The organism is Pseudomonas sp. PS02288 (assembly GCF_029959715.1).
In the GTDB taxonomy this organism is placed as follows: domain Bacteria; phylum Pseudomonadota; class Gammaproteobacteria; order Pseudomonadales; family Pseudomonadaceae; genus Pseudomonas_O; species Pseudomonas_O kuykendallii.
In genome coordinates this window covers 21,079-34,487 of the sequence record NZ_JASCPA010000057.1, presented here as the reverse complement: position 1 = coordinate 34,487, position 13,409 = coordinate 21,079, and the positions used below count along the sequence as shown (strand labels likewise).

The following is a 13,409-nucleotide window of genomic DNA, read 5'->3' as shown; positions in this document are numbered from 1 at the left end:
GCGGGAAGTTCCACGGGATGATCTGCCCGACCACGCCCAGCGGCTCGTGGAAGTGGTAGGCCGCGGTGTGCTCGTTGATCTCCGCGGCGCTGCCTTCCTGGGCGCGGATGCAGCCGGCGTAGTAGCGAAAGTGGTCGGCGGACAGCGGCACGTCGGCGTTCAGCGTCTCGCGCACGGCCTTGCCGTTGTCCCAGGTTTCGGCGACGGCGAGCAACTCGAGGTTGGCTTCGATGCGGTCGGCGATCTTCAGCAGGATCAGCGAACGGTCCTGCACCGAGGTCTTGCCCCAGGCATCGGCGGCGGCGTGCGCGGCGTCCAGCGCCTTGTCGATGTCGGCCGCCGAGGAACGCGGAAACTCGCCGATCACCGAGCCGTTCACCGGCGAGGTGTTGGTGAAGTATTGGCCGTCCACCGGCGGTACGAACTCGCCACCGATGTAGTTGCCGTAGCGCGGTTTGAGGGTGAGGACGGAGCCAGGGGTATTGGGGACTGCGTAACGCATGGGTGTTCTCCTGATCTTGTTGTTGTCATGGGCGGAACCCGCAAGAACATGAGCAAGAGCGAGGCCAGAAGAGGAAAGGCCCCGGCTGACGCGGCCTGCAGCCTAACGCAATGGAGCCTGGGTACCCTCGATGTACCAGATACGAGACACCCCCGATGACACCTCGTACCGCCGATGACCTGTATGCCTGGAGCGAGATTTTGTCCTATGCTGGGCCGGCACCCGCTGCGGCACCGCTTCGGAGAACAACAAGAATGAACACGATCCATCAGCACGCGCAGCAAGTCCTGCGCTTTGGTGAAGGCCTGCCACCCATCCAAGGTCCGGCCAGCGACCCGGCCATCGCGCGTTCCTGGCGGCGCTGCCTGGAGCAGCACCACCTCGATCCTTCCCGCCTGCACGCGCCTTACGTGATGGAACGTCCGCGGCTGAACGAATGCCGCGAACGTCTGCAGCGGATCATTGCCATCGCCCGCTGGCAGATGAACAGCCTGCATCAGCAACTGGGCGGCAGCGACCACGCGATCCTTCTGACCGACACCCAGGGCGTGGTCATAGATAGCCTGGCCCGGGACGCCGAGCGCGACGACTTCCAACGCGCAGGCCTATGGCTGGGCGCGGTGTGGGACGAGGCGACCGAAGGCACCAACGGTGTCGGCACCTGCCTGGTGGAGCGCCAGCCACTGACCATCCGTCGCGACGCACACTTCCACGGACGCCATACCGGTCTCACCTGCTCCGCCAGCCTGATCCTCGACCCATATGGCGAGCCGCTGGCGGTGCTCAACGTTTCCACGTGCCGGGACGAGCCGACCGGGCGCAACAACTATCAGACCATGGCACTGACCAGCCTGTCCGCCAAGCTGATCGAAGGCGCCTACTTCGTGCAGACCTGCAACGGCCGACGCCTGCTGCGCCTGCATGCGCGGCCCGAGTATCTGGGCATGCTCAGTGAGGGCCTGCTGGCCTTCGACGAACGTGGCCACATCGAGGCGCTCAACGAAGCGGCGCTGAGCCTGTTGGGCGAAACGCGCGAAGCGTTGCTCGGCCGCCCGCTGGAACATCTCTTCGAGCTGTCTGTCGAGCGCCTGCTTGACCCGTTACCCGGCGACGCCGGTGGTTGCCTGGCGTTACGCGCGCGCGATGGACGTTTGCTGCATGGCCAGCTCGCCCGCCCCGCACCGACGGCGAGGCCATCCCGAGGAAACAGCCAGGCCCCCTCAGGCGCGGCTGCCCCCTGCCTGGCCGATTCGCGCCTGCGTCAAGCCTTCGGACGTGCCAGCCGCGTGCTGGAGCGCGACGTACCGGTGCTGCTGCACGGTGAAACCGGCACCGGTAAGGATGCCTTCGCCGCCGCGTTGCATCGCAACGGTTCGCGCGCCAGCAAGCCGTTCGTGGCAATTAATTGCGCGGCGATTCCGGAAAGCCTGATCGAGAGCGAGCTGTTCGGCTACCGCGGCGGCAGCTTCACCGGTGCGCACAAGGACGGCATGACCGGCAAGCTCCTGCAGGCCAACGGGGGCATCCTCTTTCTCGACGAAATCGGCGACATGCCGCTGGCCATGCAGACCCGCCTGCTGCGCGTGCTCGAGTCCCGCCAGGTCCAGCCGCTCGGCGCATCGCAGGCATTGCCGCTGGACGTAAGGCTGGTCAGTGCGAGCCACCGCGATTTGCCGGCGATGATCGCCGAGGGCAAGTTTCGCGAAGACCTCTACTACCGGCTCGCCGGCCTGCAGATCAGTTTGCCACCGCTACGTGAGCGCAGCGACAAGGCCGAACTGATCGAACAGTTGCTGAGCGAAGAAACCGTAGGCGAACCACTACAGCTGGCTCCGGACGCCCTCCAGGCGCTGCTCGTACAGCCCTGGCCGGGCAATGTGCGCCAATTGCGCACCCTGCTGCGTGCGCTGGTGGCGCTAGCCGAGAACGGACGCATCGAACTGGAGGATCTGCGCGCGGTGCAACCGGAACTGTCCGTCGCACCACTGCCCAGCACCGCCCCGCTGGCCGAAGCCGAGCGTGAAGCGCTGCTCGCCACCCTCGACGGAGAGCACTGGCACATGACTCGCAGCGCCCGGGCCCTGGGCATCAGCCGTAACACGCTGTATCGCAAACTGCGGCGCCACGGCATCGCCCGGACCTGACACTAGCCGGGTCGCTCCGTGGGCGGCACTACGGGCATCTCGGCGCTGAGCGCCGACGGCGCGCTGGCTGGCCCGGTGAACAGCCCCCATGTCGACATGAACAACGCCGCGATCAACGGGCCTACGACGAAACCGTTGAGCCCGAACAGCGATAGTCCGCCAAGCGTCGACACCAGCACCACGTAGTCCGGCATCTTGGTGTCCTTGCCGACCAGTATCGGGCGCAGGATGTTGTCCACCAGGCCGATGACGAAGATGCCGTAGAGAGTCAGAAGTACGCCCTGGGTCACCTGATCGTTGAGCAGGTAATAGATCGCCACCGGTGTCCAGATGATGCCCGCCCCAACCGCCGGCAACAGCGAGAGGAACGCCATCAGCACCCCCCACAGCAGCGGGCTGGGAATGCCGAGGAACCAGAAGATCAATCCGCCCAGCGCACCCTGGGTGGCCGCCACGACGATATTGCCCTTCACCGTCGCGCGCGCCACCCGGGTGAATTTGCTGAACAACTTGCGCTTCTGGTTCTGGCTCAGCGGAATCGCCTGGCGGATGCGGGCAACCAGCTCCGGGCCATCGCGCAAGAAGAAGTACAGCAGGTAGAGCATCACGAAGAAGCCCACGACGAACTCGAACGTGCCCTGGCCGAAACTGAAGGCCTTGGTCGCGAGGAACTGGCTGCCGGCGAGTGCCCCGCTGGAAAGACGATCACGCAGGCTGCCGAGGTCATTGAGGCCGAAGCGGTCCAGCTGGTTCTGAACGAAATGCGGCAGCATCTCGCGGAATTGTTCGACATAGGCGCCGACGTTCAGGTCGCCGCTTTCGATGCGTTGGTAGAGCGTGGCGCCCTCCTGCACCAGCAGCGCGGTGATGATGATCACCGGCAGCACCGCCACCAGCAGGCTCACCAGCAAGGTGGTCAGCGCCGTCAGGTTGCGTCGCCCGCCGAAGCGCTTGAGCAGGCGCCGCTGCAACGGGCCGAATAGGATGGCGAGAATCACCGCCCAGAACACCGCGCCATAGAACGGCAGCAGGATCCAGGCGAATGCCAGCGAAACCACCAAAAGCAGTGCCAGGAAGACCTTCTGTTCCAGGTTCGGGTTGTTCATGAGTTTCCCTAGTTAACGACATTCGACTCCTGCGTTAGTCAACGCCGGAGGAAGCAAAGTGCCGGCGTGGAAGCCGGGCGCGGGCGATACGCCGCGGCCGATTCCTTATCCCGTCGAATAGCGGCATCATGCGCGCCTGTTTTCGCCATTCGGCCGACCTCGACGCCATGCCATTTCCCTTCGAACTCGCCGTAGATCCCGGCACCCTGGTCATTCTCGCCCTGGTCGCCTTCCTCGCCGGCTTCATCGATGCGATCGCCGGCGGCGGCGGGCTGCTGACGATGCCGGCGCTGCTCACCGTCGGCCTGCCGCCCCATCTGGTCCTGGGCACCAACAAGCTGTGCGCCACCTTCGGTTCGGGAATGGCCGGTTTCACCTTCTACCGACGCAAGCTCTTCGATCCGGGTGAATGGCGAATTGCGCTGCTTGCGACGGCAATCGGCGCGCTGATCGGCGCGATCGTCGCCCATTGGGTGCCGGCACGCTGGCTCAATCAACTGCTTCCGCTGATCGTGTTCGGCTGCGGGCTGTACCTGTTGTTCGGCAAGGTGCCGGAGGGTGCCCTTGAGGACAGCGCAGCGCCCATCGCCAGGAGACGGCAATGGCCGCAGGGACTTGGGCTGGGGTTCTACGATGGCGTGGCCGGCCCGGGGACCGGGGCGTTCTGGACGGTCAGCAGCCTGCTGATGTACCCGCTCGACCTGCTGCGCGCCAGTGGCGTGGCGCGCAGCATGAACTTCGTGAGCAACGCCACGGCGCTCGCGGTGTTCATCTGTTCCGGGCAGGTGGCCTGGGCGCTCGGGCTCGGCATGGGGCTGGCGTTGATGCTCGGCGCGTTCATCGGGGCGCGCACCGCGATCAAGGGCGGCGCCCGATTCATCCGCCCGGTGTTCATCCTTGTGGTGCTGGCGTTGACCGCGCGGCTAGTCTGGCAGCACTGGATCGGCGCCGCCTGAGCGGCGAGCCACATAGAGATCGATCAGATACCGCGCGATGGACTTCGCGTTGGGCAGCGGTGGCAGGTCATTCACTTTGAACCACTGCGCATCCTCTATCTCGCCAGGTTGCGGAACGATGTCGCCACCGGCGTATTCGGCATGGAAGCCGAGCATCAGCGAATGCGGGAACGGCCAGCTCTGGCTGCCGAGGTATTGCAGGTTTCGCACCTCCACGGCAACTTCCTCACGCACTTCGCGCACCACGCACTGCTCCACCGTCTCGCCCGGCTCGACGAACCCCGCCAGCGTGCTGTAAACCCCGCTGACGAAGCGTGGTGAGCGTGCCAGCAGGACCTCATCCCCCCGGGTGACCAGCACGATCATGCTGGGCGAAATCCGTGGGTACTGGTGCAGCCCGCACTCCACGCAATGCATCGCGCGCTCGCCGGAGTGCCGCTGCATCCGCGCACCACAGCGACCGCAGAAACGGTGCTGGCTGGACCAGGTGCCGATCTGGCTGGCATAGGCAAGCATCTGGAAGTGCTCGGCATCGCTTTGCATCATGAACTGGCGCAAGCCCTGCCAGTGCGCGCCAGGCAGCTCGAACGGCTGGTCCGCCTGCAGCAGGAACACCGGTTGCCCGTCGAACTGACCGATCCCGTGCTCCTCGAACCTGGCCAGCTCCTGGCGCTTCAGCCATTCACGGGGGAACAGCACGCCATTGGCGTCCGAGAGAAAGCCCTCGGGGGACGCGGCCAGCGCCCATCCACCGGGAACGCCGGCATCCACCAGCCCGGCACACCAGCGGCTACCCATCAGGCATCCACCGGCATGCCGAGGGCGCGAACGCTGTCGGCGGCGAGGTCGAGCACTTCCGAATGCTCGTCGGGCAGCAGCGTGCCGGCTTCCAGGTAGTACTCGAGACTGGCGAGGGCATCCGCGAGGGTTTCCAGCATCTGTTCCGACGGTCGCGCGGGTGCTTCGAGCATCTGCCGCTGGATGTAGTCGGCGCAGGCGCCGATCATCGCCGCCGCTCGCGGCTGATCGAGGAACCACAATCCACCACGGGCGGTTTGCAGCGTTCCAGGGACGTTGAGCAGATGCATCTTGTCTCCTTCGGATTCCAGGTAAGCGGTGATCGCCCGCTTGGCCAGCGCGAGGCACGCCTGCGCTTCGTCGATCACCAGGATGCGTGCTTCCGCGAGCTGGTGAATGGCGAAGGACTGCGCGTCGGCCCCGGGAACGGTTCGTGGACGGGCTTCGCGGCGCTCGCCGCGGTCGAGACTGGCAACCATGCCTTCCACGTAAAGCACCGCATCGGCCAGACCATGCAGTGCATTGGCCGGAACGGGATTCTGGTCGACCCAGGAAGAAACCTCGGCCAGTTGCGTCTGCAGCGCGTTGCCCGCGGAGGTCAGGCCAACCATCGCCAGGGTCTTGGACAACTTGCCGAGCAGCGCGTGCAGGCTGCCCAGGCTCTCTTCGTCGGCGGCGCCCCGCTCGATGAGGTCGAGCAAGTCCTTGACGCTGGCGAGCTCCTCGCCGATCGCCGAAGACAGCGAGCGCATCACCGCCTGGCCGGGGCCGGTGAGGCGCTGGTATTCCTCTTCGAGAAGGTGGTCGGTGAACGGCAGCGCGGTCAGGCTGAAGGTCTCGCGCAGCGGTTCGGCCAGCGGGCCATGGGTGTCGGCCAGCGCGACCAGGTAGAGCATCTCCTTGAGCAACAGGCGCGGCGCCTCGTAATCGGGCGCGGCGAGCAACTGGCGGAGTTCGCGATCGATGCGGGCGAACAGCTGCTTGCGCGATTTGCGTGGCAACAGCTGGCCGTCGACCTGGGCTTCGATCGCGGCCGCAGCGATCCAGCACAGTCGCGAACGCGGATCGTCGCCGAGCAGCCCGTCGAGTCGCGTCAGCGCGCGCAGCATCAGGCGCAGGCTGGAGGCCGAACTCTGCTCGCGGATGAAACCAAGCAACCCGACCTGATACATCTGCCGCAGCCGGCGACCCTCGGCCGTCAGGTCGACCGTTTCGCGGGTTGTCCCATCGCGCAGCGGACGCGGCTGGTCGAGGCGGACACTGAAAAAGAAACTCTCCGGCAGCGGCGGCTGGTTGCCGGCCTTGCGCAGATCGTTGATCGCCGGCAGCAGGACTTCCGGCATTTCCTCGCGGTGCGCATCTAGGTTCTCCAGGTAGCGGCGCAGCACGAAGAGTGCGGTGCTGAGCGCAGCCAACTGGATGTCGCGCACCTCGCTGGCACCCGCGGGAATGTCGGTCGCCTGCTGCTGAATCTCCTGGGCGAGCATCTCGGCGCCGGTGAGCTCGATCAGTTTCAGCGTTCCGCGAACCTGCTGCAGGCTTTCGATCGCCTGTTGCAGCAGGCTGACGTTCTCGCGTTCGGTGATGAACTGCTCGAGGCTCTGCTCGGCCTCCTCCATGGTGGCGAACAGCTCGTCGCGCACCAATCCGAGGGATGTGGCTCCAGCCATGCCTATCGCGCCTCCGGCGCTCTGTCCGAAACCGAATTCAATCGGCGAAGTCTGCTTTCTGCTTGGTCATCTGCGCGGCCATGGCCACGCGCAGATCGGCCGACTGCAACATCGCGGCATTCCAGGTCGCGATGTACTCCAGGCCGTCGTCGACCCGGTGATCGCGCATGTAGCGGATCATTTCCTTGGTGCCGCGAATGGCCACCGGGGATTTCGCGGCGATCTCGCGGGCGATGGCGAATACCCCGTCGAGCAACGCCTGCTGGTCGGCGTAGGTCCGGTTGACCAGGCCCAAACGGCGCGCTTCCTCGCCGTCGATGCTGCGACCAGTGAAGGCGAGTTCGCGCATCATGCCGTCGCCGATGATCCGCGGCAGGCGCTGCAGGGTGCCGACGTCGGCGGCCATCCCCATGTCGATCTCCTTGATGGAGAACTGCGCGTCGGTGGTCGAGTAGCGCATGTCGCAGGCACTGATCAGGTCGATGGCGCCTCCCAGGCAGTAACCCTGGATCGCCGCGAGCACCGGCTTGCTGCACTGGTCCACGGCGTTGAAGGAGGCCTGCAACTGCAGGATCTTGCGCCGCAGCACCTGGGCGTTGCGGCCGACGTCCTTGCCCAGCTCGCTGCCGACCGACGCCAGCATCGCCAGGTCGATACCCGATGAGAAGTGCTTGCCGGCACCGGATACGATCACCACACGGATGTCGTCGGTCTCGTCGATCCAGCGGAAGATGTCGATGATTTCCGTCCAGAAATCGGCGTTCATCGCGTTAACTTTTTCCGCGCGGTTGATCGTCACGTGGGCGATCTTGTCCTGGGTTTCGACGCGGAAGGCTTTGTAGTCGGACACGGCTGTCATCCTCGACAACGGACAGTTGGGCGCGGCGAGGCGCGCGGCGGCGTAGCCGTCCAACTATAACAACAAGCGCCTCGCAAAAGTCGATCCCGCGCCTGGCAGGTCGGCACCGCTGGCCTTATACGTCATTCCTTGATGCAGTCGACGGTGTAGACCCGCCCCGCCTCGCCATCCTCGTGCTGCAGGCCGTGCACATCCGAATCGAAGCCGGGGAAGCTGCGGTCGAAGGTGCCGGCGAACTCGAGGTAGTCGATGATCGCGCGGGTTGCGGGGGTGAAGCGCTCGCCCGGCATGATCAGCGGAATGCCCGGCGGATAAGGCACCAGCATCACCGCGGCGATACGACCTTCGAGCCGATCGATAGGCACCGCTTCGACGTCGCCGCGCACCAGCTTGTCGTAGGCATCCGCGGGCTTGATCGCCAGCTCCGGCAGCACCGTGTACATGCGCTTCTGCGCCTTGGCGGTACGGTTTTCCCGGTAGCAGCCATGCAACTCATCGCAGAGGTCGCGCAGGCCCAGCCCGGCATAGCGCGTGCCGCCCTGGCGCGCCACCGAAGGCAAGGCTTCGTTGAGCGGCACGTTGGCGTCGTAATGGCGCTTGAATTCCAGCAGCTCGGTGACCAGGGTGCTCCACTTGCCCTTGGTGATGCCCATCGAGAACAGCACCAGCATCGAATAGAGGCCGGTCTTCTCCACCACTAGTCCGCGTTCCCAGAGGAACTTGCTGACCACCGCGGCCGGAATCCCCCGCTCGTCCAGGCGCCCGCCGGCGGTGAGGCCCGGCGTGGTCAGGGTGACCTTGATCGGATCGAGCAGTACGTAATCCTCGGCAACCTCGCCGAAGCCGTGCCAGTCGGCGTCCGGCGCCAGCAACCAGTCGGCCGTGGTGGCGCTGTCGGCGCCTTCCGCCAGAGGCGGCTGCCAGATGCTGAACCACCAATCTTCCTCACCCAAGCTCTGCTGCAGATTGGCCAGGGCGCGGCGGAAGCTCAGCGCTTCGTCGAAGGTTTCCTGGATCAGCGAACGCCCGGCAGGGCCTTCCATCATCGCCGAGGCCACGTCCAGCGAGGCGATGATGCTGTACTGGGGCGAGGTCGAGATGTGCATCATGAAGGCTTCGTTGAAGCGGTCGCGGTCCAGCTGGCGCACGCCGCCGTCCTGCACATGGATCATCGACGCCTGGCTGAAGGCTGCCAGCAGCTTGTGCGTGGAGTGCGTGGTGAACACCAGCGGCGCCTGTTCATGGCGCCGCGTGCCCATGCCATAGCGGCCGGCGTAGAACTCGTGGAACGCGGCGTAGGCGTACCAGGCTTCGTCGAAATGCAGCACTTCGACGCTATCCCCGAGGGTCTGCTTGATCAGTTCGGCGTTGTAGCAGAGGCCGTCGTAGGTGGAGTTGGTGACCACCGCGAGCTTGACCTTCGGTGGCCGGCCGCGGGCCAGCGGGTTGGCGTCGATCTTCGCCTGGATCGACTCGCGGCTGAATTCGGACAGCGGGATCGGCCCGATGATGCCCAGCTCGTTACGCTCCGGCACCAGGTACAGCGGCACCGCGCCGGTCATGATGATGGAGTGCAGAATCGACTTGTGGCAGTTGCGGTCGACCAGTACCAGGTCGTCACGGCCTACCATGCTGTGCCAGACGATCTTGTTCGCCGTCGAGGTACCGTTGATCACGAAGAAGGTGTGGTCGGCGCCGAAATTGCGCGCGGCGCGGGCCTCGGCCTCGGCCAGCGGGCCCGTGTGGTCGAGCAGGGAGCCGAGTTCCGGCACCGACACGGACAGGTCCGAACGCAGCGTGTTCTCGCCGAAGAACTGGTGGAACGCCTGGCCCACGGGGCTCTTGCGATAGGCCACGCCACCGCCATGGCCGGGCGTGTGCCAGGAGTAGTTGGACTGCGCGGTGTGCTCGACCAGCGCCTTGAAGAACGGCGGCAGCAACCCTGACAGGTAGTTGCGCGCGGCCCGCGCGACCTGCCGGGCAAGAAACGGCACGGTGTCCTCGAACAGGTAGAGCAACCCGCGCAGGTGGTTCAGGTCCGCCATCGCCTCGGCGGGCGCGTTCTCGATGGTGACCTGCTCGCCGAGGGCGAAGATCGGCAGTTGCGGGGCGCGCACCCGGGCCAGGCGGATCAGCTCGATGACGTCCTGCAGCAGGCGCTGGTTCTCCCCGGCACCTTCGGCGGCGACCAGGATGCAGGCCAGGCCGTGGTGGGTCGACGCGACGATGCGCCCCTCAGCCGAGCTGGCAGTGGAAAGGATGCTGAACCCGTCCTGCGCCAGTTCCTGGGCAATACCGCGCACGCGTTCACCGGCGACCGTGTCGGCCTTGATGTCGCGATGCACGATGAGCACGGGGAATTTCAGATCTTTGTACATGTCACCGCCCTGAGGTCGGCAGGCCCGTCCTGCCCGTCGCCTCAGGGTAGAGGCTCGCCCCGGCGGGAGGAACCCCCGGCCGCGACCGCTGTACGAAAAGGTCGCGCGGCGATAACTCGCCGCGGCCGTTTCAGGCTTCGCTCAGCGCCTCGGCCGGCTCCTGCTCCAGCTGCATCCAGAGCGCCGGGGTGCCAGCGGATTTCTCGATGACCGCGAGCCGCGCCGCGTGGGCGGCGAGTTCGGCCTCGCTGGCACGAATCACCCGGGTGAGCGCGCGATCGGCAGCCAGACGTCGGATCGGCGTGGGATGGGCCCGGCCACCGGTTTCGCTTTCGCTGCCGTCACCGGCGAGGGACAGGTTGGTCTGCCCGCCGGTCATGGTCAGGTAGACGTCGGCAAGAATCTCGGCATCGAGCAAGGCGCCGTGCAGGTCGCGACCGGAGTTGTCCACGCCATAGCGCTTGCACAGGGCATCGAGGTTGTTGCGCTGGCCGGGATGCCGCTCCCGCGCCATGGCCAGGGTGTCGAGCACCGAGCAGTGTTCGCTGATGTCGGCGCGCTCGCGCTGCCCGAGCAGGGCGAACTCGTTGTTGATGAAGCCGATGTCGAACGCCGCGTTGTGGATGATCAACTGCGCGTCTTTGATGAATTCGAAGAAGTCGTCGGCGACATCCTTGAAGCGCGGTTTGTCGGCGAGGAAGTCCAGGGTGATGCCGTGGACCGCAATGGCGCCTTCGTCGATCTCGCGATCAGGGTGGAGATACACGTGGAAATGCCGCCCGGTCAGGCGGCGTCCGATCACTTCGACGCAACCGATCTCGATGATGCGGTGGCCGTCGGTGACCGGCATGCCGGTGGTTTCGGTATCGAGTACAACTGAACGCATGGCGCTTCCTGTCAGACGGAGGTTCTGTGTTTCGCCGAGACGACGCCGCGGTTGGCCAGCATGTCGGCATGCTCGTTGCCGGGATGGCCGTTATGACCACGCACCCACTGCCAGGTCACGTTGTGCCGGGCGACCTGCTCGTCGAGCTGCTGCCAGAGATCGGCGTTCTTTACCGGCTGCCTGGCTGCGGTCTTCCAGCCGCGCTTCTTCCAGTTCGGCAGCCACTCCTGGATGCCGCGCATGACGTACTCGGAATCGGTCACCAGCAGTACGTCGCACGGGCGCTTGAGTTCGGCCAGGCCGCGGATCGCCGCGGTAAGTTCCATGCGGTTGTTGGTGGTATCGGGCTCACCGCCCCAGAGCTCGCGCTCGACGCCCTTGTACACCAGCAACGCGCCCCAGCCGCCGGGGCCGGGATTGCCCTTGCAGGCGCCATCGGTATAGATCGTGGTCTGTTCAGTCATTTCATTGCTCGGAATCGCGCCGGCTGACCTTCGCCACCGGCATCGGCAGCAGCTTGCCCATGGGTTCGCGGCGGGTCTGCGGCAGGGGGCGCAAACCGACGACCAGTTTGCGCGCCACCAGTAGATAGAAGCCGGGGCCCGGCATGTGCCCGCGGTCGCCCCAGCGTTCCAGACGAGCCAGGCGGTTCTGCCAAGCGCTGGAAGCGAGCGGCGGACGATAGCACCCGAAGCGGCGTTTCTCCAGCGCGAATCCGAGCAGGTTCATCCAGTCGCCGACCCGCGTCGGAGCGATGCAGCGGGCCTGGCGAAAGGCGTCCTGGGCGAACAGGTGACGCATCCCCCAGGCGCTCCACGGGTTGATTCCGACGATCAGCAGGTGGCCTCCGGGACGCACGCTGCGCGCGGCCTCGCGCAGCAAGCCGTGGGGCGACAGCGAGAAGTCCAGACCGTGCTGCAGCACCACGATGTCGGCCGCGTGCTCGCCCAGCGGCCAGGCCTGCTCCTCGCAGACGATCTCCACGCCGGGAAACGGCGCACCCAGGCTGACGCTGCGCTGGATCTGCTTCGCCGCCGGCAGCGGTCCGGCCTGCGGACCGTAATGCACCAAGTAACCGCCGAAGTAGCGCGCCAGTTCCTCCTCCAGCACCTGGCGTTCTTCCACCAACAGTTGCTGCCCGAACGGGCCCTCGAACCACTCGCGGGCGGCGCCAATCAGCGCCTGCCACTGCGGATCGGCCTGGGCGATGGTGTTTTCGGTCATGCGTTTCTCCTGCAAGGAGGCCTGGGCCTGCTTAAGATGCAACTTTGTAATCCGCATAGCGAGCCAAGCCATGTTGCGTATCGATGCCCTGCCCGCCTTCGCCGACAACTATATATGGCTGTTGCAGGACGACCAAAACCGCCGCTGCGCGGTGGTCGATCCGGGCGACGCCGCCCCCGTGCAAGCCTGGCTGGACGCCCACGCCGGCTGGACCCTGGAAGCGATTCTGACCACTCATCACCACGCCGACCATGTCGGCGGGGTCGCCGCCCTCAAGGCGAAGACCGGCGCGCGGGTCTTCGGCCCGTCGCAGGAGAGCATCCCGGCCCTCGATCAGGCGCTGGGCGACGGCCAGCGTATCGAAGTGCTTGGCCTGGACTTCGAGGTGATCGACGTCCCCGGTCATACCCTCGGCCACATCGCCTACTTCCATGATGATGCCCTGCCCTGGCTGTTCTGCGGCGACACCCTGTTCGCCGCCGGTTGCGGTCGACTGTTCGAGGGAACGCCCCGGCAGATGTTCGATTCGCTGAACAGGCTCGCCGCGCTGCCGGACGCCACCCAGGTCTACTGCGCCCACGAGTACACCCTGAGCAACCTGCGTTTCGCCGCGGCCGTGGAACCGGAGAACCCGCAGATCGCCGCTCGCGTGGCGCAGGTCACGCAATGGCGCGCGGAGGGACGCATCAGTCTGCCGTCGCAGATCGGCCTAGAGCGGCAGACCAATCCTTTTCTGCGTTGCGGCGAGCCCAGCGTCGAAAAGACGCTGGACCAGCGCTGCGGCCCTCAAGCACGCACTTCGTGTGAATCCTTCGCCGCACTGCGCAGCTGGAAAAACAGTTTCTGAGGTCTGGAATGCGGACGGAGGGGTTGGTGAAAACTTGAC

12 protein-coding genes are annotated in these 13,409 nt (G+C 65.8%); 3 read left to right on the top strand and 9 right to left on the bottom strand.

Going from position 1 to position 13,409, the window contains the following annotated elements:
- Positions 1-502: aldehyde dehydrogenase family protein (locus QMX85_RS19250; RefSeq protein WP_282343581.1), on the bottom strand; the 502-nt coding region annotated here is incomplete at its 3' end.
- Between the two features lie 254 nt (positions 503-756).
- Here QMX85_RS19250 and QMX85_RS19245 point away from each other — a divergent pair.
- Positions 757-2,646: a sigma-54-dependent Fis family transcriptional regulator gene (locus tag QMX85_RS19245; protein ID WP_282343579.1), complete on the top strand. Its 1,890-nt coding sequence runs from the start codon at positions 757-759 to the stop codon at positions 2,644-2,646.
- Positions 2,647-2,648: 2 nt separating this feature from the next.
- On the opposite strand, the gene QMX85_RS19240 is transcribed toward QMX85_RS19245, so the two are convergent.
- Positions 2,649-3,752 (bottom strand): AI-2E family transporter, encoded by a 1,104-nt coding sequence (locus QMX85_RS19240; RefSeq protein ID WP_282343577.1) that lies wholly within the window; start codon positions 3,750-3,752, stop codon positions 2,649-2,651.
- 167 nt (positions 3,753-3,919) lie between these two features.
- Between QMX85_RS19240 and QMX85_RS19235 the strand changes: the two genes are divergently transcribed.
- Positions 3,920-4,708, top strand: a complete 789-nt coding sequence (locus tag QMX85_RS19235) for a TSUP family transporter (protein WP_282343575.1) — start codon at positions 3,920-3,922, stop codon at positions 4,706-4,708.
- Here the strand turns inward: QMX85_RS19235 and nudC are convergent.
- The 7 genes from nudC to QMX85_RS19200 form a co-directional block, all read right to left on the bottom strand.
- Complete coding sequence (gene nudC, locus QMX85_RS19230) at positions 4,676-5,506, bottom strand: NAD(+) diphosphatase (RefSeq protein ID WP_282343573.1); 831 nt, start codon at positions 5,504-5,506, stop codon at positions 4,676-4,678. The genes QMX85_RS19235 and nudC overlap by 33 nt on opposite strands.
- On the bottom strand, positions 5,506-7,176 hold the full coding sequence (locus QMX85_RS19225; protein WP_282343572.1) for a ferrous iron transporter B: 1,671 nt from the start codon (positions 7,174-7,176) through the stop codon (positions 5,506-5,508). The genes nudC and QMX85_RS19225 overlap by 1 nt, the downstream gene beginning before the upstream one ends.
- A 37-nt stretch (positions 7,177-7,213) precedes the next feature.
- Positions 7,214-8,026, bottom strand: a complete 813-nt coding sequence (locus tag QMX85_RS19220) for a crotonase/enoyl-CoA hydratase family protein (protein WP_282343570.1) — start codon at positions 8,024-8,026, stop codon at positions 7,214-7,216.
- Between the two features lie 131 nt (positions 8,027-8,157).
- Positions 8,158-10,413, bottom strand: coding sequence for an arginine/lysine/ornithine decarboxylase (locus tag QMX85_RS19215; RefSeq protein ID WP_282343568.1), 2,256 nt, complete (start codon positions 10,411-10,413; stop codon positions 8,158-8,160).
- A 130-nt stretch (positions 10,414-10,543) separates the two neighbouring features.
- Positions 10,544-11,299: a DNA polymerase III subunit epsilon gene (dnaQ, locus tag QMX85_RS19210; RefSeq protein ID WP_282343567.1), complete on the bottom strand. Its 756-nt coding sequence runs from the start codon at positions 11,297-11,299 to the stop codon at positions 10,544-10,546.
- An 11-nt stretch (positions 11,300-11,310) separates the two neighbouring features.
- Positions 11,311-11,763 carry a ribonuclease HI gene (gene rnhA, locus QMX85_RS19205; RefSeq protein WP_282343565.1) on the bottom strand — a complete coding sequence of 151 codons (453 nt, stop codon included), beginning with the start codon at positions 11,761-11,763 and terminating at the stop codon, positions 11,311-11,313.
- Between the two features lies 1 nt (position 11,764).
- Positions 11,765-12,523, bottom strand: coding sequence for a methyltransferase domain-containing protein (locus QMX85_RS19200; protein WP_282343563.1), 759 nt, complete (start codon positions 12,521-12,523; stop codon positions 11,765-11,767).
- Between the two features lie 70 nt (positions 12,524-12,593).
- On the opposite strand from QMX85_RS19200, the gene gloB reads away from it, so the two are divergent.
- Positions 12,594-13,370 (top strand): hydroxyacylglutathione hydrolase, encoded by a 777-nt coding sequence (gene gloB / locus QMX85_RS19195; protein ID WP_282343562.1) that lies wholly within the window; start codon positions 12,594-12,596, stop codon positions 13,368-13,370.
- Positions 13,371-13,409 lie beyond the last annotated feature (39 nt).